This is a genomic window from Micromonospora sp. CB01531 (assembly GCF_001905095.1).
In the GTDB taxonomy this organism is placed as follows: Bacteria; Actinomycetota; Actinomycetes; order Mycobacteriales; family Micromonosporaceae; genus Micromonospora.
In genome coordinates this window covers 300,692-322,162 of sequence record NZ_LWLS01000001.1, presented here as the reverse complement: position 1 = coordinate 322,162, position 21,471 = coordinate 300,692, and the positions used below count along the sequence as shown (strand labels likewise).

Genomic DNA, 21,471 nt, shown 5'->3' with positions numbered 1-21,471 from the left:
CCCTCGCGTGGCGGGCGGGACGGGTCGGGCAGGCAATGGCGGAGGGGCGGGCCGCGGATGCGGCCCGCCCCTCCGGCGTGGGGTGTGTCAGCGAGCGCCGACCAGTTCCGGGGTGGGGGTGGGCGGGTCGGCGGGCGGGGCGGCCGGCCGGGCGCGCAGGAAGCGTGGGGCCCACCAGTTTGCGTCGCCCAGCAGGGTCATCAGGGCCGGCAGCACCACCGCCCGGATGATCGTGGCGTCCAGCAGGATCGCCGCGGCCAGCCCGATGCCGAGCTGCTTCATGTCGATGGTGCTCAGCGTCGCGAAGATCGAGAAGACCCCGACCATGACGATCGCCGCGCTGGTCACCACGCCCGCCGACGAGGTGATCCCGTACGCCACCGCGTCGCGGTTCGGCAGGCCGTCCCGAACGCCCTCACGGATCCGGCTGACCACGAAGACGTGGTAGTCCATGGAGAGCCCGAAGAGCACCACGAATAGGAACAGCGGCAGCCAGGTGACGATCGCGTCCATCGAGGTGAAGCCGAGCAGCCCCTCCGCCCAACTGCCCTGGAAGATCAGCACCAGCAGGCCGTACGCGGCGCCGGCGGAGAGCAGGTTCAGCAGGATCGAGGTGAGCGCGACCACCACCGACCGGAAGGTCCAGGCCATCACCAGGAAGGTCAGCGCCAGTACAAAGGCGGCCACGATCGGCAGCTTCTCCCGGATGTGCTGCGCGTAGTCCTCGTTGGCGGCCACCGCGCCGCCGACCGCGTACTCGATGCCGGGGATGCCGCGCAGCGCGGCCGGGACCAGGTCCTCGCGCAGCTCGTGCAGGGAGCGGGTGGCCTCGTCGGTCCGGCTGCCGTACGGAGTGGCCACCTCCAGGACCGACACCCGGCGGTCGGCCGACACCTTGATCTTCGGGCCGTCCCCCTCGGCCGGCGCGAAGAGAGGATCGGCGGCGGCCCGCCCGGCCAGGTCGGTCAGCGCGGCGTGCACCCGATCGGCCTGCTCGGCCGGTGCCCGCACCGCCACCGTGTGGCTGGTGCCGTTGCTCGGGAAGGCGGCGGTGAGCCGGTCGTACGCCTGCATGGCGGGCGTGCTGCGCGGCACGTCCTCCATGCCGGGGAACTTCAGCTGCATGCCCAGCGCCGGGGCGGCCAGGGCGAGCAGCAGCCCGACCGACACGATCAGGGTGGCCCGCGGGGCCCGCAGCGCGGGCTTCAGCACGGCCGGCCAGAACCGGGGCCGGGCCGGCTGGCCGTGCCGGCCGGTACGCGGGGCGGTGAGCCGCCACAGCAGCGGCACCCAGGGCCGGTCGACCCAGCGGCCCAGCTTGGCGAGCAGCGCCGGCAGCACGGTCAGCGAGCCGAGCACCGCGACCGCGACCACCAGGATCGAGCCGACGGCGAGCGACGAAAAGATGGCGTCCTGGGCGAGCAGCAGCCCGGCCATCGAGATGATCACGGCGGTGCCGGAGACGACCACCGCGTGCCCGGAGGTCTCCGCCGCGACCTCCACCGCGTCGAGCCGGGACCGCCCCTTCGCCCGTTCCTCGCGTTCCCGGCGGACGTAGAAGAGCGAGTAGTCGACGCCGACCGCCATGCCGATCAGCAGGATCACGCTGGCCGTGGTGTCGTTGGCCGGCACCAGGTGCGAGGCCAGCGTGGAGAGCCCCATGGCTGCGGCCACCGAGGAGAGCGCGAGCAGCACCGGCACGCCGGCCGCGATCAGCGCGCCGAACGCGATGATCAGGATGGCCAGGGTGACCGGCAGGCTGAGCAGCTCGGCCCGCTTGAAGTCCTTGCCCAGGGTGTCGTCGAGCGCCTTGTTGATCGAAGGCCCCCCGACCTCCTCGATCCGCAGTGCCGGGTGCGCCTCCTGCACCTTGGCGGTGGCGTCCCGCAGCGGCTGCACCCGGTCCGACGCGGTCTCCGGGTCGCCGGACATGGTGACCGGCAGCAGCAGCGCGCTGCCGTCCCGGGACGGCATCGGCGTACCCACCGAGGCGACCCCGTCGACCTGCCGCAGCCGGGCCGTCGCGTCGTCGGCGGCGGCCTTCGCCGCGGCCTGGTCGAGCGTCCCGGAGCGGGACGTGATCAGCACGTTCTCCATCGCCGGTTCGTGGAAGCCGCCGCTGTCGACGATCAGCTCGGACCGTCCCATCTCGCCGGTCGCCTGGTCAGCTGCGGTCGCCTCGTTCAGGCCCGCGGCGTTGCCGCCCACGAAGCACACCGCCACGAACACCACCCACAGCGCGATGGCCCGCCACGGGTGCTCCGCACTCCACCGTGCCAATCGCACCGTCACCGGTCGCCTGCCCATACCCGGGTTCCCCCTCCAGACGTCGGCCCTGTGCCGACGGTCTGACGCTAGGGAGCGGGCGACGCCCGGACATCGGGGAACGGCCCCGGCTCGTCCCCCATCCGCCAGAACCCGGCCGGCCGGGCCGTGCAGGCTCGGCCAACCGGACAGAACGGCATTTTCAGGGTACGAGCGGGGGAACGCGCCGGAAACCGCCCGGCACGGCACACCGGCGCAACCCCGAGCCGGCTCAGGGTCATCCCCGCAGCGCTCCTCGGGGGCGGGGCTGGCAGCGCGGGCAACTGTACGACGACCGGTTCATGAACGCCTCGCGGCGGATCGGCGCGCCGCACCGCGGGCAGGGCTCCCCCTCCCGGCCGTACGCGTTCAGCGACCGGTCGAAGTAGCCGCTCTCGCCGTTGACGTCGACATACAGCTCGTCGAAGCTGGTGCCGCCCTGCTTGATCGCCTCGCCGAGCACGTCCCGCACGTGCCCGAGCAGCCGGGTGGCCGCCGGGCGGGTCAGCGCGTCGGTCGGACGGGCACCGTGCAGCCTGGCCCGCCACAGCGCCTCGTCGGCGTAGATGTTGCCGACCCCGGAGACCAGGGTCTGGTCGAGCAGCGCCCGCTTCACCTCGGTGCGCCGCCGCCGCAGCGCGGCCACGAAGTCGGCGTCGGAGAACTCCGGGTCCATCGGGTCCCGGGCGATGTGCGCGATCTCCCCGGGCAGCTCCGCACCGCCCTCGGACACCGCCAGCCCGCCGAACGTGCGCTGGTCGACGAAGCGCAGCTCCGGGCCGTCGTCGGCGAACCGGAACCGGACCCGCAGGTGCAGCTCGTCGGCCGCCTCGACCGGCTGCAGCAGCAGCTGACCGGACATGCCGAGGTGCCCGACGAGGGCGTCACCGCTGTCCAGCGGCAGCCACAGGTACTTGCCCCGGCGCCTAACGTCGGTGATCGTCCGGCCGGTCAGCACGTCGGCGAAGTGCGCCCCGCCGGGCTGGTGCCGGCGTACGGCCCGGGGGTGGCGCACCTCGACGGAGCTGATCGTCCGGCCGATGACCCACTGGGCCAGCCCCTGCCGGACCGTCTCGACCTCGGGCAGCTCAGGCACGGCCGGCGCCCGCTCCGGCCGCATCGGCCGCGGACCCGCTGCCGGCGTCGTCCGCCACCGCCTGCGCGCCCTCCGTCGCACCCAGCGCGGCCTGCTCCCGCTCGGCCTGCTCGGTCAGCGTCCGCCAGGCCGACTCGGCGGCCCGCTGCTCGGCCTCCTTCTTGCTGCGTCCCTCGGCGCCGCCGTACCGGTTGCCGGCAACCACCACCCAGGCGGTGAAGGTCTTGAGGTGGTCCGGGCCGGTGCCCTCGATGCGGTATTCGGGAACGCCCAGCCCCAGCGCGGCGGTCAGCTCCTGCAAGCTGGTCTTCCAGTCCAGGGCGGCGCCCCGGCCGGCCGACTCGGCCATCAGCGGGTCGAACAGTCGGTGGATCACGATGGCCGCGGTGTCCAGGCCGTACTGGAGGTAGATCGCGCCGAGCAGCGCCTCCAGGGTGTCGGCCAGGATGCTGGCCTTGTCCCGGCCGCCGGTGGTCTCCTCGCCCTTGCCCAGCAGCAGGTACGCGCCCAGCCCCGCCGGGCCGAGACCGCGCGCCACGTCGGCCAGCGCGCGCATGTTCACCACGCTGGCGCGCAGCTTGGCGAGCTGCCCCTCGGGCAGGTCCGGGTGGTTGTGGAAGAGCGCCGTGGTGATCACCACGCCGAGGACCGAGTCGCCGAGGAACTCGAGCCGTTCGTTGGTGGGCAGCCCACCGTTCTCGTACGCGTAGGAGCGGTGGGTCAGGGCGCGCTCCAGCAGCTCCGGGTCGAGCGACACCCCGAAGGCCGCCTCCAGGTGGCCGACGGGAGCCCGCCGCCGCTTGTCGTTGGTCATGGTGCTACCTCGGTGTCGGTTCGGTCAGGTGCGAGATCGTGCGGCACGCCGTCGAGCAGGGCGGCGACGGTGTCGGTGGCGCCCCGCCGCCACAGGTGCGCCGCCAGGGCGATGCCGGAGGCGACGTCGTCGGGCCGGGCCGCGCCGTGGCAGACGACCACCGTACCGGCCACACCGAGCAGGGCCGCCGCACGTGGCGCGCCGCCACTCGCCGGGGGTCCACCGGCCATCGCGTACGCGCCCTCGATCGCCTTGAGCAGCACATTGCCGGTGAACCCGTCGGTGACCACGACGTCGGCGCGCGCGCCGAGGGAGACGTCGTACCCCTCGACGAGGCCGACGTAGCGGGCGCCGCACGGCAGCGGCACGGCGGCGAGGGCGGGATCGGCGGCACGGCGCAGCCGGTCACCCTTGCCCGCCTCGGTGCCGACGGAGAGCAGCCCGACGCGGGGCGCGGTGACGGCGTGCGCCACGGCGGCGTACGCGGCGCCGAGCACGGCGTGCCGGGCGAGGGTGGCGGGACGGGGTTCCAGCGTGCCGCCGACGTCCAGCAGCACCACCGGTCCGGCGACGGCGGGCAGGGTGGCCACCAGCGCCGGGCGGCGTACCCCGGTCCAGCGGCCCAGGCCGAGCGCGGCGGCGGTGACGGTGGCGCCGGTCGAGCCGGCGGAGACGAGCGCGTCGGCGAACCCGTCGCGGACGGCGTTGACGGCCGCCCGCACGGTGCTCTCAGCGCGGGCGGCGGTGGGGTGGTCGGCCATGCCGACGGCGGTCCGCACCGGGCGGACCGTGACGCGGGCGCGCTGCTCGGGGGCGAGCGCGCCGATCAGCCCGTCGGCGACCTCGGTCGGTCCGACGAGCAGCAGGTGCAGGTCAGGGTCGGTGCGCACGGCCCGCAGAGCGCCGTCAACCACGACGGCGGGAGCATCGTCCCCGCCGAGGAGGTCGACGGCGATCCGCGCGGTGCCCGGCTCCGACGGGACGCCGGCCGGGGGCCGGACGGCGGCGGAGGGAGCCGGGGCACCGGGCGTGAGCCAGGGTGCGCGCGCCACCCGACCTGTGGTCGGGGACGTCACTCGGCGTCCAGGTCAGACCTCGAGGACCTGGCGGCCGTTGTAGGTGCCGCAGACGGAGCAGGCGGCGTGCGGCAGCTTCGGCGACTTGCACTGCGGGCAGGCCACGGTCGCGACCGCCGCGGCCTTCCACTGCGCCCGACGGGCCCGGGTGTTGCTGCGCGACATCTTGCGCTTGGGGACGGCCACGGTTGTTACTCCTCTTTACGGGTCAGTTGCGACAGGGCAGCCCAACGCGGGTCGACCTGCTGGTGACTGTGGTCGGCCGGCAGTTCGTCCCAGTGCACCCCGCACTCGGGGCACAGGCCTGGGCAGTCCTCCCGGCAGAGCGGGTTGGTCGGCAGCGTGAGCACCACCGCGTCCCGCAGCGCCGGCTCCAGGTCGATCAGATCGCCCTGCATCCGGCCCACCTCGTCCTCGTCGGTCGTGGTGTCCGTGGTGCTGTTCTCGTACGCGTACAGCTCCTGGATCTTCACGGCCACCGAGTCGTCGATCTCGCGCAGGCAGCGGCCGCACTCGCCCTTGATGGGGCCGCTGACGGTCCCGGAGACGAGCACACCCTCGGACACCGACTCCAGCCTCAGATCGAGGTCGAGGTCCGCGCCCGCCGGCACACCGATCAACTCCACGCCGAGGTCCTCCGGTGCCGGCACGACCCGCTTGACCGTACGCAACGCACCAGGCCGACGCGGCAGGTCCCTCGTGTCGAGGACCAGCGGCGACCTGGGGTCGAGTGAAGAAGGCACGTGTTTGGGCATAGTCAGACTCCGGCCGGTGAGAGGCCGACAAAGAAGGTTACCTGGGCGACCGCCGGACCGTCGAACCGGGGCGTCGCCCGCCGGGGTGCCGGCTGTCGGCCGCCGGCCCGGGCGTCGCTCAGAAGGGTAGCGGCCGGTCCGCCTCGTCACCCGCGAAGGTGCCGATCTCACGCAGCGCGTGCATCTTGTCCCGGCCGCGCTCGATCGAGGCGAGGGCCCGGGTGAGGAACTGCTCGAAGTTGGCCAGCGCGGTGTCGACGTAGTCGTCCACCTCGTCCCGGAGGCGCTGCGCCTCGGCGCGGGCCTCGGCGATGATCCGGGCGCCCTCGTGCTCGGCCGAGACGGTGATCTCGTTCACCGAGACCAGACGGGCGTGTTCCGCCTCACCCTCGCTGATGATCCGATCGGCCTCGCGCTTGCCGGCCTCCATGATCTTGTCCCGCTCCTCCAGCAGCGCGGCGGCCCGGCGCAGATCGGCGGGGAGCTCGGCGCGCAGCTCGTCGAGGGCGGCGATCATCTCGCCCCGGTCGACCATGCAGTTGTTGCGCGACATGGGGACGGAGCGGGCCTGCTCCACCATGGCGATCAGTTCGTCGATGCGATCGAGCGGGTCCACCGGTACCTCACTCCTGTCGTTCGTCGGCCGACCTACATGATGCGGCCTGCGCCTGAATTCGGCGCTGAACACATCATGTCGCGCCCGCTCCACCGCACGCCGATCCACCCCCACCCGGCGCGTCGCGCGCCGCCCGGGGGTCTGCCTCGAGGCCAGGGTCAGGTCAGGGCCGGGCCTGCGGGGCGAGGCGGGCCACCAACTGCTCGCGGACCACGTCGGGGACGTGCGCCGAAATGTCCCCGCCCCACTTGGCCACGTCCTTGACCAGGCTGGAGGAGAGGAAGGAGTAGAGCGGGTTGGTCGGCATGAAGAGGGTCTCCACGCCGGCCAGGCCGATGTTCATCTGGGCCATCTGGAGCTCGTAGTCGAAGTCGCTGACCGCGCGCAGGCCCTTGATCAGCACGCTGGCCTGCTGGGCCCGGCAGAAGTCGACCAGCAACCCGCGGAACGACTCGACCCGCACGTTGTCGTACGAGGCGGTCACCTGGCGGAGCATGTCGATCCGCTCCTCGACGGTGAACAGCCCCTGCTTCGACTGGTTGACCAGCACGCCGACGATCACCTCGTCGAAGAGCCGGCTGGCCCGGCCGATGATGTCGAGGTGTCCGTTGGTGACCGGATCGAACGAGCCGGGACAGACCGCACGTCTCATGATCGGCGACCGTACCAAAGGGTGGTCTCGCCGTAGCGACGACTGCGCTCGGGCGTGATGCCTTCCACCCAGGTGACCGGCCCGGTGCGGCTGGACCGCTCCACGACCACCAGGGCGTCCGGGACCAGCCAGCCGCCGTCGACCAGCGCGGCCAGCAGCGCGGTGATCTCCTCGTCGGAGACGGCGTACGGCGGGTCGGCGAAGACCACGTCGTACGGCCCGCCGTCGGCCCCGGCGGCGAGCACCGCGGCCACTTTGCCGGTGACCAGGCGAGCGGCCGGGGCGGCCCGCAGCGCGGCGATGTTCTCCCGGATCACCTGGGCCGCCCGGGCGTCGGACTCCACCAGCAGCACGTGCTCCGCACCCCGGGACAGCGCCTCCAAGCCGACCGCGCCGGAGCCGGCGTACAGGTCGGCGAAGCGCGCGCCGTCCAGATCCAGTTCGGCCTGCACCGCGCTGAACAGCGCCTCCCGGACCCGGTCGGAGGTCGGCCGCGTGCCGGCGCCGGGTGGCGCGGCGATCCGCCGGCCGCCGAGCGTCCCGGCCACGATCCGGGTCACCATCTGCTCCCGCACATGCCCCAGACGCTACGCGACGCCGGCCCAGGCGCCCGATCCGTACCGCAGGGCGGCCGGGTAGACACCCGCCGTACATCAATGATCTCAAATTCATAACAGACCCTCCACGAGACGTCGATCCACGTAACGGCCGACGTGTCGTTGTCGCTAGGGTCTGCCCGGTTGTCGGGCGTGAGGCTCCGGTCCGCCCGACACACTCCGATTCCCCTCATCAGGAGTAGACGTGAACCGTCTGAACCTCCGGCGCGGCCTGGCGGTCACCGCCGGCGCGCTGATCGGCCTCGCCGGCGTCGCCACCTTCGCGAATCCGGCCCTGGCCCACCACCCCGAGCCCTCCGGCACGTACTGCGCAGCCCAGGACGGCAAGGTCACTGTCAACTGGTCGGTCGGCAACAGCGAGACCGACCTCGCCGGCACCATCACCAAGCTCGAGTCCACCGTGCCGGGTGACATCACCGGCGGCCTGGCCGTCGAGGCCACCCTGCCCAAGAAGGGCGAGGGCACCCTGACCGGCACCCAGACCCACACCTTCACCGGCGAACTGCCGGAGCTGAAGCTGACCGTGGAGGCACGGTGGGAGCGCGGCGACCGGATCATCACCGAGGCCCGCAGCGTCGTCGCGCAGCCCGCCGGTGACTGCGCCCCTGCCGAGCCGCCGAGCACGCCGGCCTCGCCGGAGCCGCCGGCGTCGCCGGAGCCCACCCCGTCGGCCACCAGCCCGGCGGCCACTCCCTCCGCCCCGGCCGAGCCGGAGGAGCCGGTGTTCCGGCTCGAGGAGACCTGCGACACGATGACCTTCCTGGTGGAGAACCCGGCGAAGGGCATCCCCTTCACCGCCACGTTCACCACGGAGAAGGGCGTCACCAAGAAGCTGGTCTCTGAGCCGGGCAAGACCACCTCGGTCAGCTTCGACGCGTACAAGGGCCTCAAGGTCACCGTCAAGTACGACGTGGTCGAGGACACCGAGACCATCGACTACACCCAGCCGAAGGACTGCGCGGGCCAGGGTGGCGGCCTGCCGGTCACCGGTCCGGCGGCCGGCGCGATCGCGGGTGGCGCGGCCGTGCTGCTCGCCGCCGGCGCGGTGCTGTTCGTGATGGCCCGCCGTCGCCGGGTCCGCTTCACCGCCTAATCCCGTTCGGATCTCCCGAGGGCGCGTCGACCATCCGGTCGGCGCGCCCTCGCCGTTTGCCGCCCTCCTCAGCGGGCGGCGAGGAGCCCGCCGAGCAGGACGGGATCGACCTCGGCCTGGTTGGCCAGCACCACCAGCCGTCGGTCCGAGTCGGGCAGCCAGGCGGCGAACGCCTTGAAGCCCGCGTTCTCCCCCGAGTGGTGCACCGCCCGCTCCCCGGCCAGCGGCCCGAGGAAGCAGCCGTAGCCGTACGCCTCACCGCCCCGGGTGGCCGCCGCGTGCGGGGTGGTCATCAGCGCCACCGAGGCGGGTGTGAGCAGCCGCCCCCGACGTGGCACGTCGAGCCAGGTGAGCAGGTCGTCGCCGGTGCACCAGACGTCCCCGGCGCCCATGCTCACCGTGGTCAGGTCCCAGGATGGCACCGGCCGGCCGCTCTCGTGTCCGGCCGCCACGTCGACGCGGCCCCCCGGGGCGCCGGCGAAGCTGCCGGTCATGCCGAGCGGCCCGAAGACCTCCTCGGCGAGGAACGCGGCGTAGGGCCGGCCGGACGCCCGCTCGACGGCGCGGGCCAGCAGGACATACCCCGGGCTGCTGTAGTGCCAACCGGCGCCGGGGGCGAACAGCGGCGGCACGCCGGCGAAGACGGCCAGCAACTCGTCCGGCTCGACCGGACGGCCCAGGTCGATCATCGGGTACTCCGGCCAGTGACCCAGGCCGGAGGTGTGGGTGAGTAAGTGGTGCAGGCTGATCCCGGACCAGTCCGGCGGTGGGTGCGGCAGCCAGCGGCTCACCGGATCGGCCAGGCCGAGGGCGCCCCGCTCGGCGAGGAGCAACACCGCCGCCGCGGCCATCTGCTTGCTGATCGATGCGATCTGGAACCGGGTCGCCCGGGTGCAGGGCAGCCCGGCGGTGTCGTCGGCAGAGCCGGTCACACGGTCGATGACCAACTCGTCGCCACGGGCCAGCAGGAGCACTCCACGAGGGATGGGCAGCGTCGACATCGACCGATCCTAGGCGCGGCCGCCCGATCGGTGGGGTCAGCCCTTCTCCAGGTACTCCGCGCGTTCCTCGTCGACCAGGGCCGCGACCGAGGCGGCCAGGGCCGGGTGCCCGGCCAGCTCCGGATCCTCCTCGACCAGGGCGATCGCCTCGGCCCGGGCGTCCCGGATCAGGTCGGTGTCCCGCAGCAGCGACAGCAGCCGCAGGTGGGACCGGCGGCCCGACTGGGTGGCGCCCAGCACGTCACCTTCGCGGCGCTGCTCCAGGTCCAGCTCGGCGAGCTTGAACCCGTCGGTGGTGGAGGCGACCGCGTCCAGCCGCTCCCGGGCCGACGAGCCCTCCATCGCCTCGGTGACCAGCAGGCACAGGCCGGGCGCCGAGCCACGGCCCACCCGGCCACGCAACTGGTGCAGCTGGGAGACACCGAACCGGTCGGCGTCCAGCACGATCATCACGGTGGCGTTGGGCACGTTGACCCCCACCTCGACCACCGTGGTCGCTACCAGCACGTCCAGGTCGCCGGCGGCGAAGGAGCGCATGACGGCGTCCTTCTCGTCGGCCAGCAGCCGCCCGTGCAGCACGCCGATCCGCAGCCCGTGCAACGGGCCCTCGGCGAGCAACGGCGCCACCTCGGTCACCGCGAGGGGCGGGCGGCGGCCGTTGTCGTCCTCGGCGGGCGGTTCCTCCTCCGCGGCCGGTCCTTCCCCGATCCGCGGACACACCACGTACGCCTGGTGGCCGGCGGTGACCTCCTCGCGCAGCCGGCGCCAGGCCCGGTCGAGGAACGCCGGCTTCTCGGCGGCCGGCACCACGTGCGAGGCGATCGGCGAACGCCCCTGCGGCAGCTGCGAGAGGGTGGAGATCTCCAGGTCGCCGTAGACGGTCATGGCCACCGTGCGCGGGATCGGGGTGGCGGTCATCACCAGCACGTGCGGCGGCTGGTCGGCCTTGGCCCGCAGCGCGTCCCGCTGCTCCACGCCGAACCGGTGCTGCTCGTCCACCACCACGAGGCCCAGGTCGTGGAAGTCGACCCCCTCGTAGAGCAGGGCGTGGGTGCCGAGCACGATCCCCGCCCGCCCCTCGGCCACCTCGGCGAGCGCCCGCCGCCGGGCCGCCGCGCCGAGCGAGCCGGTGACCAGCTCCACCCGGGTGGCGCCATCGGCGGCGCCCAGCTCTCCGGCCCGCGCCAGCGGGCCGAGCAGGTCGAGCATGCCCCGGTAGTGCTGGGCCGCGAGCACCTCGGTCGGGGCGAGCAGCGCGGCCTGCCCGCCGGCGTCGACCACCTGGAGCATTGCCCGCAGCGCGACCACTGTCTTGCCGGAGCCCACCTCGCCCTGGAGCAGCCGATGCATCGGGTGGGCGGTGGCCAGGTCGGCGGCGATCTCCCGGCCGACGGCCTGCTGGCCGGGGGTCAGCTCGTACGGCAGCCGGGCGTCGAAACCGTCCAACAGGCCACCCGGTTTCGCCGGGCGGGCCCGCGCCGGCCAGGCCGCCGCGCGGTGCTTGCGCTGCACCAGGGTGAGCTGCACGGCGAAGGCCTCGTCCCACTTGAGCCGGCGCCGGGCCCGGTAGAGCTCCTCCTTGCTGGACGGCCGGTGGATCTCGCGCAGCGCGGTGCCGATGCCGACCAGGTTCCGGCTCGTCCGCACCGTGGCGGGCAGCGGGTCGTCCGGTGCGGTGAACGTGTCCAGCACCACCCGGACGCAGCGGGCGATCACCCAGGTCGGAACCGCCGCCGCGGCCGGGTAGACCGGAATCAGCGCGCCGGCGAACTCCTCGACCTCCTCGTTGGCCGCCGCCTCGCCGTCGCCGCCCTCCCCGAGCAGCACGTACTCCGGACCGTTGAGCTGCCGCTTGCCCCGGAACTCGGTGACCTTGCCGGCGAAGAGCCCCCAGCGGCCGGGGCGCAGGTCCCGCTCCCGCCACGCCTGGTTGCCGAAGAAGGTGAGGGTGAGCACGCCGCCGGAGCCGTCCCCGACGGTCACCTCCAGCAGGTTGCCCCGGCGCTGGCGCATCGGCCGGACCGCGGTGCGCTGCACCTGGGCCAGCACGGTCACCTGCTCCCCCACGTCCAGCGAGCGGATGTCGGTGTGCTCGCCGCGCTCGTCGTAGCGGCGGGGGAAGTGGTAGATCAGGTCGCCGGCGGTGTGCAGGTCGAGGTGACTGGCCAGGGCCTTGGCGGTCTTCTCCCCGACCAGCTTCTTCAGCGGCGTGTCCACCGTGGCCGGTTCGCTCGTCATTCGACCCCCACCAGGAGCGGATAGTACGGCTGCCCACCCTCGTACGCCTGCACCTCCACGAACGGCCAGGACCGCTCGACGTGCTCGCGTACCCGGTCGGCCAGCCCGTCCGGGGCGTCCGCCCCGCACAGCAGGGTGACCAGTTCGCCGCCGCCGCCGAGCATCCGGTCGACCACGGCGGTGCAGGTGTCGAGCAGCTCGGTGCCGATCAGGTGCACCTCCCCCTCGACCAGCGCCAGCACGTCGCCCGGCCGGCACGGCCCGGCGACCGTGAGCGCCTCCTTGCTGGCGTGGCAGACCTCGGCGTACCGGCAGGCGCCGGCCGCCTCGGCCATGGCGATGACGTCGTCCTCGAAGCGGCGGGACGGGTCGCGGACGGCGAGGGCGGCGAGCGCCTGCACCGGGGACCGGGTGGGCACCACGCTCACCTTCACCCCGAGCCGGTGCGCCTCCCGGGCCGCCGTGCTGGCCACCGACTGGGTGTTGGGGTCGTTGGGCAGCACCACCACCCGGGCGGCCCCGGTGGCGTGGATCGCGTCGAGCAGCTCGCCGGTGGACGGGTTGGCCGGCACCACCGTGGCCCCCTCCGCCCCGAACAGCTCGGCGATGCCGGCGCCGGTGGCCACCACCACGGCCGCCCGGCCGTCGGGCAGCGGCGGTGGCGGCGCCTGGTCGGCGAATCGGGTCACCGTGATCCGGTGCGGGCGACCAGCGACCACGCCCGCCTCGATCGCCGCTCCGACGTCGTTGACGTGCACGTGCACGTTCCATGTCCCGATGGCTGGGCCGGCGCCACCGACGATGACGAGGGAGTCGCCGAGCGCGCCCAGCTCGGCGCGCAGCCGGACGACCGCCTCCTCGGTGGCGTCGAGCAGGTACTGCACCTCGTAGGCGTACGCCGAGGAGCCGGCCTCCCGAGCCGCCGTGGCGGGCGGGCGGACCGCGGGCGACGCGGGCACCGCCGGCCGGGGGCTCTCCCCGGTGACCACCTCGACCAGCGCGTCCAGCAGCAGGCAGAGGCCCCGGCCGCCGGCGTCCACCACGCCGGCTCGGGCCAGCGCGGGCAACTGCTCGGGGGTACGCGCGAGCGCGCCGGCCGCCCCGGCCGCCGCGGCCCGGGTCACCGCGCGCAGGTCGTCGCTGTCCGCCTGCATGGCGGCGCGTGCGGCGGCGGCGACCACGCTGAGCAGGGTGCCCTCGACCGGCTGGGCGACCGCGGCGTACGCGGCGGTGGTGGCTTCGGCCAACGCGGCGGCGAACAGCCGGCCGCGGACCGCCGGGGCGGCGGCGAGCGCGTCGGCCAGGCCCCGCAGGATCTGCGACAGGATCACCCCGGAGTTGCCCCGCGCACCGAGCAGCGCGCCCCGGGCCATCAGCCGGAGCGCGTGCCCGTGCGGGGTGTGCCCGTCCTCGGGGAGGGTCTCCAGGTCCATGGCGAGGGCCTGCTGCGCGGACGTGAGGGTGAGCACCAGGTTGGTGCCGGTGTCCCCGTCCGGGACCGGGTAGACGTTGAGGTCGTCGATCTCACCCTGGTGTCGCTGGAGGGCGGCCAGCCCGCTCGCGCACCAGCGGCGCACCGCGGCGGCGTCGAGGGTGTCCAGCACGTCGGGAAGCCTACTGGCGCGCACCGACACGCGCCGAGGTCGACCGGTTCCCGTCGGCGTGTCCGACCGGCCGGGGCGGCGGTCCGGGCCCGGGCCGGGCCGGTACGCTGGGCGGCATCACACCGACGGCTCCAGCTCGGCGCGGGTGACGCCACGCCGCGAACTGGAGCCGTCGACCGCCGCCGGCCGGGCCGGTTGGGCCAACCGGCGAGCCATCGGGTAACCTGGCCAGGTTGCCCGGGCAGCGCCTGGCGGCGACCTCATGAACGTTTCAAACCCAGGAGTATCCCGTGGCTAGCGTGTGCGACGTCTGTGGCAAGGGGCCGGGCTTCGGCCACAACGTGTCCCACTCGCACCGGCGGACCAACCGCCGCTGGAACCCGAACATCCAGTCGGTGCGTACCCCGGCCGGTGGCGGCACCACCAAGAAGATGCAGGTCTGCACCTCGTGCATCAAGGCCGGCAAGGTCACCCGCGCCTGACGCGGTAGCGCCACCCAGAGCTCGTCGGTAGCCGGCGGACCGGAAGGGTCCGCCGGCTTCTGTCGTGTCCGAAAGCCGCTTCTGTCGTGTCCGAGAGCCGCCTCCGTCGTGTCCGAAAGCCGGAGCTGACGGGTGGCCGAACACCTGGCGACCGGGGGTGTGCGGCCCGATTAGGGTCGTGCTGCGCCGGCTGTCCGGTCCGGCGCCGGTGGGGTGGGGAGGAACGACCGGTGGACCTGGACCTGGGTCGCGACGAGATGGTGGTGATCGGCGCGTCGCTCGGCTCGCTGCGGTGGTTCGACCAGGAGCTGCCGGCCGGCAGCGTGGTCGTCGTCGAGGAGCCCGACGTGATCCGCCGACGGGGCCTCGAACGCCTCACCGCCGAGCTGCCCCTCGTCTCCCGGCTGGTGCCGGCCGCGTACCAGACCGGCCTCGACGTCGACGCGCTGCTCGCCCGGGAACCCGGCCTGGCCTCCGCCCGGCTCGTCGTGCCCGGCCTGGAGTACGCGGTCGGCGCCGCGGCCCGGCTGGCCGAGCGGCTCGGCCTGCCCGGAGCCGGGGTACCGGCGGCCGACGTCTTCACCGACAAGCACCGGATGCGGCTGCTCGCCGACGCCGCCGGCCTGGCCAACCCGGCGTACGAGCTGGTCGACGACCCGGCGCGGGCGGCGGAGTTCGCCCGGTGCCACGGCGACCGGTGCGTGCTCAAGCCCACCCGCCGCTCCGGCAGCCTCGGCGTGCAGCTGATCGCCGACCCGGCGGAGATCGCCGCCGCCTGGGCGACCAGCGCCACCCCGCAGGCAACGGTGGAGGCCGCCGCGGGCCTGCCCACCGAGGTGCTGGTCGAGGAGCTGCTCGCCGGCTCGGAGCACAGCGTCGAGCTGCTGGTCACCGACGGCGAGGCGATCTTCGCCAACGTCACCGACAAGCGGATCGTCGGCGGTCGGTTCCCGGTGGAGAGTGGCCACACCGTGCCGTCCGCGCTTCCCGAGGTGGAGCACCGGGCGCTGCGCGACGCTGCCGTCCGGCTCGCCGAGGCGGCCGGCTTCCGCAGCGGCATACTGCACAGCGAGTGGATCCTGGTCGACGGCGTGCCGACGCTGGTGGAGTGCGCGGCACGGATGCCCGGCGACATGATCACCGCACTGGTCTCGATCGCCTACGAGTGCGGTTTTATCGAGGCGTACCTGCGGGTGCTGCGCGGCGAGCGGCCCGCGCTGCCGGCCCGGCCGGCCGGCGCGGCGGCCGTCGAGTTCCTGGTGGCCCCACCCGGGCGGGTCACCGCCGTGGACGGGGTCAAGGCGGCGCTGCGGGTGCCCGGCGTGCTCGACGTGCAGGTCGAGGTCGCCGTCGGGGACATGGTGCCGGAACTGCTCTCCTCGGCCCAGCGCAGCGGACACCTGCTGGCCTGGGGCGCCGACGCCACCGGGGCGGAGAGCGCCGCCCGCAAGGCCGCCGACCAGATCCACATCACCGTCAGCTGATCCAGTCGGCGGCCGCGCGGCCGTCAGAGGATGCGGCCGAAGGAGAGGCAGCCGGGGGCGTTCTTGTAGAAGCCGAAGTTCGGGATCCGCTCGTAGCCGGCCGAGGTGTACATGGAGATCGCCTCCGGTTGCTTGTCGCCGCACTCCAGGACCATCCGCTTGCGGCCCTGCTCCCGCGCCGACCGCTCGACCGCCGCGAGCACCGACCGGGCGACACCCCGGCCCCGGGCGGCCGGCGCGGTGTACATCCGCTTCAGCTCGGCCGTCTCGCCGTCGTCGCCGTGGCTGCGCCAGCCACCACAGCCCACCGGCTGCCCGTCCAGGTAGGCGACCAGGAAGGCGCCCGCCGGGGACTCGAACTCGGTGGCGTCGACCGGCGTGTCGTCGCCGCTGCCGCCGTACCGCTGGCCGAGGTCGGCCAGGGCCGCCCGGATCAACGCCTGCGACTCGGATGCGTCGAAGCGCCGGGCCCGGATCTCGATCTCACTCACGGATGAAGGGTACGACCGCGGCCGGCCCCGAACCGGGGCCGGCCGGCGACGTCGGTCGCAGATCACTCCGTACGGCGGAAGTGGTCCCAGCCCGTCGGGCCCTCGTACGCGGCGCCGTCCACGGTCACCCCGGCGCCCTCGGTCACCTGCCCGATCTGCCGCCAGCCCGGCGGGAGCGTCGCCCCCGCGGGGAAGGTCGCTGCCAGGGCGTGGTCCTCGCCGCCGGCCAGGATCCAGGAGTACGGGTCGACCCCGAGCGCCTGGGCCGCGTCGCGCATCTGCCGGGGCACCTCGAACGCGTCCCGGGTCAGGTCGATCGCCACGCCGCTGGCCCGCGCCACGTGCCCCAGGTCGGCGAGCAGCCCGTCCGAGACGTCGATCATGGCGGTGGCGCCGTGCCGGGCGGCCTCCGGGCCGGCCGCGTACGGCACCTCGGGGCGGCGGTACGCCTCGACCAGCAGCCGGGGCGTGCGGAAGCCGCGGGACAGCACGGTGTAGCCGGCCCCCGCCCAGCCGGTGCGCCCGGCGAGCGCCACCACGTCGCCCGGGCGGGCCCCGGAGCGGACCACCGGCGGCCGGTCGCCCAGATCGCCCAGGGCGGTCACGGCGATCGTGATGACGGGGCTGGACGACATGTCGCCGCCGACCACGCCCGCCCCGACCAGGGCCGCCTCGGCGCCCAGCCCGTCGGCCAACTCCTCCGCCCAGCTCGTGTCCAGCTCCGCCGGGATGCAGAGGGCGACCAGCAGCGCGGTCGGGGTGGCGCCCATGGCCGCGATGTCGGCGAGGTTGGCGGCCGCCGCCCGGTGCCCGACATCCCGGGCCCCCGACCAGTCCCGGCGGAAGTGCCGCCCCTCCACCAGCACGTCGGTGGAGGCCACCACCCGCCGGTCCGGCGCGGCGACCACCGCCGCATCGTCACCGGGACCGAGCAGGCAGCTCTCCCCCTGCGTCAGCCGGGCGGTCACCCGGTCGATCAGCCCGAATTCCCCGACACCCGCGACTGTCATGCCGTCCCCTCGTCGCGCTCACTCGTCACTCGCTCCGCCCACGCCGTGGCCTCGCTCACCGCGTCCAACCGGCCACCGATACGGATCACGGCTGCTCCGTACGGTAGTTTCACCCTTCGGACCGCCCCAGGCGGCGACGGACGGAGGTCGAGTCGTGGTACAGGCGTACATCCTCATCCAGACCGAGGTCGGGCGGGCGCGTGACGTGGCCGGTCAGATCTCGGACCTTGCCGGCGTGGTGCGTGTCGACGCCGTCACCGGGCCGTACGACGTGGTCGTCCTCACCGAGGCGAACACCGTCGACGAGCTCGGCAAACTCATCGTCAGCAAGGTGCAGATGGTGCCCGGCATCACCCGCACCCTCACGTGTTCGGTGGTGCGCCTGTAAGTGGACAAGATTACTATCTCCCCCGCTCAGGACGAGGCCGGCACGGCCGACGAGGCCCCGCGCCGGGACCGGAGCACCCGCGGCGCCGCCCTCTGGGCGACGCTGATCGCGCTGCCGGTGACCGTGGCGGTGGCCGGGTTCACCTTCGCCAAGCTGGCCCCGGACGAGCCGGCCGCCGCACCGCAGCCGTCGGCGACCGCCGTGCGGCCGCAGTCGACCGCCCCGGTCGAGATGCCCGCCCCGGCCCTGGCCGAGCGGCCGGCGACGCTGTGCCGGGCCCTGCTGTCACAACTCCCGCCGAGCGTGCGCGACCTGCAGCAACGGCCGGTCACCGCCGGCGCAGAGCAGAACGCCGCGTACGGCGATCCGGCGCTGACCGTGGCCTGCGGCGGCACCCCGCCGGTGATCCAGCCCACCGACGAGGTGTGGCGGGTCAACAAGGTCTGCTGGTACGCCGCGCAGGAAGCCGACGGCAGCGTGCTGACCACCGTCGACCGGGAGACCCCCGTCCGGGTCCGGCTGCCCAAGCAGTACGAGCAGCCGCTGCAGTGGGTCGCCCCGATCTCCGACGCGATCGTCGCGGCGGTCCCCTCGGCCAAGACCGCCCCGTCCGGCTGCTCCGGCTGACGTCGCGCCCTCCGAGGGCGCAGATTCACGGAACGAGTGGCCTTCCACGCCGGAATGGCCACTCTTTCCGTGAATCAGGCCGGATCTTGAGCCGCGTGACGGGTCAGCGGCCGGCGCGGCGGAGGGCGGTGCGGAGGAGGCGGTTGACCAGCTTCGGATACTCCAGGCCGCTGGCCGCCCACATGCGCGGGAACATCGAGGTCGGGGTGAAACCGGGCATGGTGTTGATCTCGTTGAGGTAGACGTCCAGCTCCGGGGTGACGAAGAAGTCGACCCGGGCCAGCCCGGAGCAGTCCAGCGCGGTGAACGCGCGGGTGGCGTACTCCTGCACCCGGCGGGCGACCGGCTCGGGCAGCTTCGCCGGGACGTCGTACTCGCAGACCTCGTCGGCGTAGATGTACTTGGCCTCGAAGTCGTACCAGTCACGGCCGCCGATCATCCGCACCTCGGCCAGCACCGACGCCTCGGGGGCGCCGCCGGCCTCCCCTTCCAGCACGCCGCACTCGATCTCGCGGCCGACGATCGCGCCCTCGACCAGCACCTTGGTGTCGATCTCGCGGGCGGTGGCGACCGCCGCGTCGAGCTGGGACCAGTCGTCGACCTTGGTGATGCCGAAGGAGGAACCGGCCCGGGACGGCTTGACGAAGACCGGCAGGCCGAGGCGCTCCTTGTCCTCCTCGGTCATCGTCATCCCGTTGCGCAGCACCACGTACGGGCCGACCGGGATGCCCTCGGCGGCGCAGAGCTTCTTGGTGAACTCCTTGTCCATGGCCGCCGCGGAGGCGAACACGTTCGCCCCGACGTACGGGATGCCGGCCATCTCCAGCATCCCCTGGATGGTGCCGTCCTCGCCGTACGCGCCGTGCAGCACCGGGAAGACCACGTCCACGTCGGCCAGCGCCCGGGGGCCCTGCGTCGGGTCGAGCACCATCAGGCCACCCGCCGCCGGATCGGCGCGCAGCACCAGTTCCGCACCGGAGCCGGCGGTGATCTCCGGCAGCTTGCGATCCTGGATGGCCAGTTGACCCGGGTCGCCGCTGGCCAGCACCCACTGGCCCTGCCGGGTGATACCGACCGGGACCACCTCGAACTCGTCCGGGTCCAGCGCGGCCAGCACGCTGCCCGCGCTGACGCAGGAGATGCCGTGCTCGGGGCTGCGGCCGCCGAAGACGATCGCCACACGGGTCTTGCCTGGGGTGGTCACTCCGGTCACCTCTTCGTTCGCGACTGCGGCTGGCCGTGCTCGCCGGTGGCGCTCACCCGGTTGACCCTACTGTGCGTGGCGATCCCGGGCAGCCGATACCCGAGGAGACGGCATCTCACCGCGCAACCGGTCAACGAGCGGTACACAGGGAGTAATCGGGCGGCCAGCTCAGTCGAACGGCCGCCGCGCCGCCGGTGGCGATGCAGGCCCGCGACGGTGAGCGGATCGGAGCGGCCGCCGACTAGGCTGCTCGTCCTGTGAGCTCGGATGCCCTCATCGACAGCCTGCTGGCCGCCCTCGACGCCCGGCCCGACGATCTGCCGCTGCGCCTGCACCTGGCCGGACTGCTGTTGGACGGCGGCCGGGGCGCCGAGGCCATCGCGCACATCGGGCAGGCGCTTGCCCGGGACCCGGGCAACGCGCAGGCCCAGACCCTGATGCAGCGGGCACTCGGCGGGCCCGTACCCCCGGCGCAGCGCACGGCACCCACCGCCTCGCCCGAGCACGACCGCCCGGCACCGCCCGCCTCCGCGGGTCCGTCCGGGGACGACCGCCCGGCACCGCCGGCGCAGCGCCCGGCGCCCGCGGGTCCGTCGGGGCACGACCCGCTGGCCGCGTACGAGCAGGAGTTGGCCGACGTCGTGCCGCCGCGCTTCGCCCGGGCCGGCGACGAGCCGGAGCCGGTCCGCGGCGCGGCCGACCGGGTGTACGACGTGGAGTCCTCCTCGGTCCGGCTGGCCGACGTGGGCGGCATGTCGGCCGTGAAGGAACGGCTGGAGCTGGCCTTCCTGGGCCCGCTGCGCAACCCGGAGCTGCGCCGGATGTACGGCAAGAGCCTGCGCGGCGGCCTGATGCTCTACGGGCCGCCCGGCTGCGGCAAGACCTTCCTGGCCCGGGCGGTGGCCGGGGAGATGGGCGCGAAGTTCCTGTCGCTGTCCATCGTGGACGTGCTGGACATGTGGGTCGGCAACTCGGAGCGGAACCTGCACCAGCTGTTCGAGGCGGCCCGGCGCGACGCTCCCTGCGTGCTCTTCCTCGACGAGATCGACGCCCTGGGCCACAAGCGGTCGCAGGTCTCGTCGAGTTCGATGCGGACGCTGGGCAACCAGCTCCTGGCCGAGCTGGACGGCATGGAGGGCGACAACGAGGGCGTCTTCGTGCTGGCCGCCACGAACACCCCGTGGGACGTCGATCCGGCGCTGCGCCGGCCGGGCCGGCTGGACCGGGTGGTGCTGGTGCTGCCGCCGGACGCCGAGGCCCGTGTGGCGATCCTGGAGTACCACCTGCGCGAACGGCCGATCGCCAACATCGACCTGCGCCGGGTGGTCGCGGCGACCGAGGACTTCTCCGGCGCCGACCTGGCCCATCTCTGCGAGAGCTCCGCCGAGTTCGCGATGGCCGACTCGGTACGCACCGGCCAGGTCCGGATGATCGAGCAGCGGGACCTGGAGCGGGCGCTGAAGGAGGTCCGCCCGTCCACCCGGCCGTGGCTGTCCACCGCCCGCAACGTCGCCATGTTCGCCAACGAGGGCGGTGTCTACGACGACCTGGTCGCGTACCTGAAGCGGCGCAAGCTGCTGTGAGGCCCGGTGGCCGGTGGCGGGACCCGCCACCGGCCACCGGTGTCCCGCCCGCTGTCGACCGGGTCCGGGGAGGCGGGCCGGGGGCTCAGTCCGGTTGCTCCGGGACCTGGGGGTGGCGCCCCACCGCGATGACCTTGACCCGTTGCCGCCCCGCCCGGACCATGCCCAGCGCCATGAAGGCGCCGGCGATCCGGTCCGCCGCCTCCCGGCTGTTGGCGCCGACCACCTGCCGGCGCCGCTCGGGGCTCGTCCGCTCGTTGCGCCCCAGCCCTTCCATCGGGCGGACGTCGGTGAGGACCACGAGGAAGCGGGTCATCCCCGTCCACCCCCGCCCGG

At 73.9% G+C, this 21,471-nt stretch carries 22 protein-coding genes; 6 read left to right on the top strand and 16 right to left on the bottom strand.

Annotation, left to right across the window (positions count from 1 at the left end; all coding sequences use genetic code 11):
* Window positions 1-87: 87 nt before the first annotated feature.
* The 9 genes from A6A27_RS01520 to rsmD form a co-directional block, all read right to left on the bottom strand.
* The gene (locus A6A27_RS01520; protein WP_073832500.1) at window positions 88-2,307 is read right to left on the bottom strand and encodes an MMPL family transporter; all 2,220 of its coding nucleotides are present in this window, start codon (window positions 2,305-2,307) and stop codon (window positions 88-90) included.
* Between the two features lie 235 nt (window positions 2,308-2,542).
* Complete coding sequence (gene mutM, locus A6A27_RS01515) at window positions 2,543-3,400, bottom strand: bifunctional DNA-formamidopyrimidine glycosylase/DNA-(apurinic or apyrimidinic site) lyase (protein ID WP_073832705.1); 858 nt, start codon at window positions 3,398-3,400, stop codon at window positions 2,543-2,545.
* Complete coding sequence (gene rnc, locus A6A27_RS01510) at window positions 3,393-4,214, bottom strand: ribonuclease III (protein ID WP_073832499.1); 822 nt, start codon at window positions 4,212-4,214, stop codon at window positions 3,393-3,395. The genes mutM and rnc overlap by 8 nt, the downstream gene beginning before the upstream one ends.
* Window positions 4,211-5,170, bottom strand: a complete 960-nt coding sequence (locus A6A27_RS01505; RefSeq protein ID WP_241825034.1) for a phosphate acyltransferase PlsX — start codon at window positions 5,168-5,170, stop codon at window positions 4,211-4,213. Before A6A27_RS01505 ends, rnc begins: the two co-directional genes overlap by 4 nt.
* 132 nt (window positions 5,171-5,302) lie before the next feature.
* Window positions 5,303-5,476, bottom strand: a complete 174-nt coding sequence (gene rpmF, locus A6A27_RS01500; protein ID WP_073832497.1) for a 50S ribosomal protein L32 — start codon at window positions 5,474-5,476, stop codon at window positions 5,303-5,305.
* Between the two features lie 5 nt (window positions 5,477-5,481).
* Entirely contained in the window at window positions 5,482-6,045 is a 564-nt protein-coding gene (locus tag A6A27_RS01495) for a YceD family protein (protein ID WP_073832496.1), read from the bottom strand.
* Between the two features lie 118 nt (window positions 6,046-6,163).
* Window positions 6,164-6,661, bottom strand: coding sequence for a hypothetical protein (locus A6A27_RS01490; RefSeq protein WP_073832495.1), 498 nt, complete (start codon window positions 6,659-6,661; stop codon window positions 6,164-6,166).
* A 163-nt stretch (window positions 6,662-6,824) separates the two neighbouring features.
* Window positions 6,825-7,313 (bottom strand): pantetheine-phosphate adenylyltransferase, encoded by a 489-nt coding sequence (gene coaD / locus A6A27_RS01485; protein ID WP_073832494.1) that lies wholly within the window; start codon window positions 7,311-7,313, stop codon window positions 6,825-6,827.
* On the bottom strand, window positions 7,310-7,873 hold the full coding sequence (rsmD, locus tag A6A27_RS01480; RefSeq protein WP_073832704.1) for a 16S rRNA (guanine(966)-N(2))-methyltransferase RsmD: 564 nt from the start codon (window positions 7,871-7,873) through the stop codon (window positions 7,310-7,312). Before rsmD ends, coaD begins: the two co-directional genes overlap by 4 nt.
* Before the next feature lie 241 nt (window positions 7,874-8,114).
* On the opposite strand from rsmD, the gene A6A27_RS01475 reads away from it, so the two are divergent.
* Window positions 8,115-9,023, top strand: a complete 909-nt coding sequence (locus A6A27_RS01475; RefSeq protein WP_073832493.1) for a cell wall anchor protein — start codon at window positions 8,115-8,117, stop codon at window positions 9,021-9,023.
* 68 nt (window positions 9,024-9,091) lie between these two features.
* On the opposite strand, the gene A6A27_RS01470 is transcribed toward A6A27_RS01475, so the two are convergent.
* The 3 genes from A6A27_RS01470 to A6A27_RS01460 are packed head-to-tail and all read right to left on the bottom strand — an operon-like array spanning window position 9,092 to window position 13,866.
* Window positions 9,092-10,024, bottom strand: coding sequence for a serine hydrolase domain-containing protein (locus A6A27_RS01470; RefSeq protein WP_073832492.1), 933 nt, complete (start codon window positions 10,022-10,024; stop codon window positions 9,092-9,094).
* A gap of 36 nt (window positions 10,025-10,060) precedes the next feature.
* A complete protein-coding gene (recG, locus tag A6A27_RS01465; RefSeq protein ID WP_073832491.1) occupies window positions 10,061-12,262 on the bottom strand; it encodes an ATP-dependent DNA helicase RecG in 2,202 nt (733 codons plus the stop codon).
* Entirely contained in the window at window positions 12,259-13,866 is a 1,608-nt protein-coding gene (locus A6A27_RS01460) for a DAK2 domain-containing protein (protein ID WP_073832490.1), read from the bottom strand. The genes recG and A6A27_RS01460 overlap by 4 nt, the downstream gene beginning before the upstream one ends.
* Window positions 13,867-14,156: 290 nt before the next feature.
* Here A6A27_RS01460 and rpmB point away from each other — a divergent pair, with 290 nt between their 5' ends.
* Window positions 14,157-14,348, top strand: coding sequence for a 50S ribosomal protein L28 (gene rpmB / locus A6A27_RS01455; protein WP_073832489.1), 192 nt, complete (start codon window positions 14,157-14,159; stop codon window positions 14,346-14,348).
* 230 nt (window positions 14,349-14,578) lie between these two features.
* The gene (locus tag A6A27_RS01450; RefSeq protein ID WP_073832488.1) at window positions 14,579-15,832 is read left to right on the top strand and encodes an ATP-grasp domain-containing protein; all 1,254 of its coding nucleotides are present in this window, start codon (window positions 14,579-14,581) and stop codon (window positions 15,830-15,832) included.
* A gap of 23 nt (window positions 15,833-15,855) precedes the next feature.
* Here A6A27_RS01450 and A6A27_RS01445 read toward each other — a convergent pair whose 3' ends face one another.
* Together A6A27_RS01445 and A6A27_RS01440 are read right to left on the bottom strand one after the other, a co-directional pair.
* Window positions 15,856-16,323: a GNAT family N-acetyltransferase gene (locus A6A27_RS01445; RefSeq protein WP_073832487.1), complete on the bottom strand. Its 468-nt coding sequence runs from the start codon at window positions 16,321-16,323 to the stop codon at window positions 15,856-15,858.
* Window positions 16,324-16,385: 62 nt separating this feature from the next.
* Window positions 16,386-17,333, bottom strand: coding sequence for a thiamine-phosphate kinase (locus tag A6A27_RS01440; RefSeq protein WP_073832486.1), 948 nt, complete (start codon window positions 17,331-17,333; stop codon window positions 16,386-16,388).
* Between the two features lie 154 nt (window positions 17,334-17,487).
* Between A6A27_RS01440 and A6A27_RS01435 the strand changes: the two genes are divergently transcribed.
* On the top strand, window positions 17,488-17,721 hold the full coding sequence (locus tag A6A27_RS01435; protein WP_073832485.1) for an Lrp/AsnC ligand binding domain-containing protein: 234 nt from the start codon (window positions 17,488-17,490) through the stop codon (window positions 17,719-17,721).
* Window positions 17,722-17,730: 9 nt separating this feature from the next.
* Window positions 17,731-18,348, top strand: a complete 618-nt coding sequence (locus A6A27_RS01430; protein WP_241825033.1) for a DUF3515 family protein — start codon at window positions 17,731-17,733, stop codon at window positions 18,346-18,348.
* Window positions 18,349-18,451: 103 nt separating this feature from the next.
* Here A6A27_RS01430 and A6A27_RS01425 read toward each other — a convergent pair whose 3' ends face one another.
* On the bottom strand, window positions 18,452-19,552 hold the full coding sequence (locus tag A6A27_RS01425; protein WP_073832484.1) for a D-alanine--D-alanine ligase family protein: 1,101 nt from the start codon (window positions 19,550-19,552) through the stop codon (window positions 18,452-18,454).
* A gap of 257 nt (window positions 19,553-19,809) precedes the next feature.
* Here A6A27_RS01425 and A6A27_RS01420 point away from each other — a divergent pair, with 257 nt between their 5' ends.
* Window positions 19,810-21,135 carry an ATP-binding protein gene (locus A6A27_RS01420; protein WP_073832483.1) on the top strand — a complete coding sequence of 442 codons (1,326 nt, stop codon included), beginning with the start codon at window positions 19,810-19,812 and terminating at the stop codon, window positions 21,133-21,135.
* Between the two features lie 85 nt (window positions 21,136-21,220).
* Here A6A27_RS01420 and A6A27_RS01415 read toward each other — a convergent pair whose 3' ends face one another.
* A complete protein-coding gene (locus A6A27_RS01415) occupies window positions 21,221-21,451 on the bottom strand; it encodes a hypothetical protein (RefSeq protein ID WP_073832482.1) in 231 nt (76 codons plus the stop codon).
* Between the last annotated feature and the right edge of the window lie 20 nt (window positions 21,452-21,471).

Coding starts and splice junctions, on each gene's coding strand:
- rnc (WP_073832499.1), bottom strand. CDS start 4,214: ATGACCAACGACAAGCGGCGGCGGGCTCCCGTCGGCCACCTGGAGGCG.
- A6A27_RS01415 (WP_073832482.1), bottom strand. CDS start 21,451: ATGACCCGCTTCCTCGTGGTCCTCACCGACGTCCGCCCGATGGAAGGG.
- A6A27_RS01440 (WP_073832486.1), bottom strand. CDS start 17,333: ATGACAGTCGCGGGTGTCGGGGAATTCGGGCTGATCGACCGGGTGACC.
- recG (WP_073832491.1), bottom strand. CDS start 12,262: ATGACGAGCGAACCGGCCACGGTGGACACGCCGCTGAAGAAGCTGGTC.
- coaD (WP_073832494.1), bottom strand. CDS start 7,313: ATGAGACGTGCGGTCTGTCCCGGCTCGTTCGATCCGGTCACCAACGGA.
- A6A27_RS01495 (WP_073832496.1), bottom strand. CDS start 6,045: ATGCCCAAACACGTGCCTTCTTCACTCGACCCCAGGTCGCCGCTGGTC.
- A6A27_RS01520 (WP_073832500.1), bottom strand. CDS start 2,307: ATGGGCAGGCGACCGGTGACGGTGCGATTGGCACGGTGGAGTGCGGAG.
- A6A27_RS01470 (WP_073832492.1), bottom strand. CDS start 10,024: ATGTCGACGCTGCCCATCCCTCGTGGAGTGCTCCTGCTGGCCCGTGGC.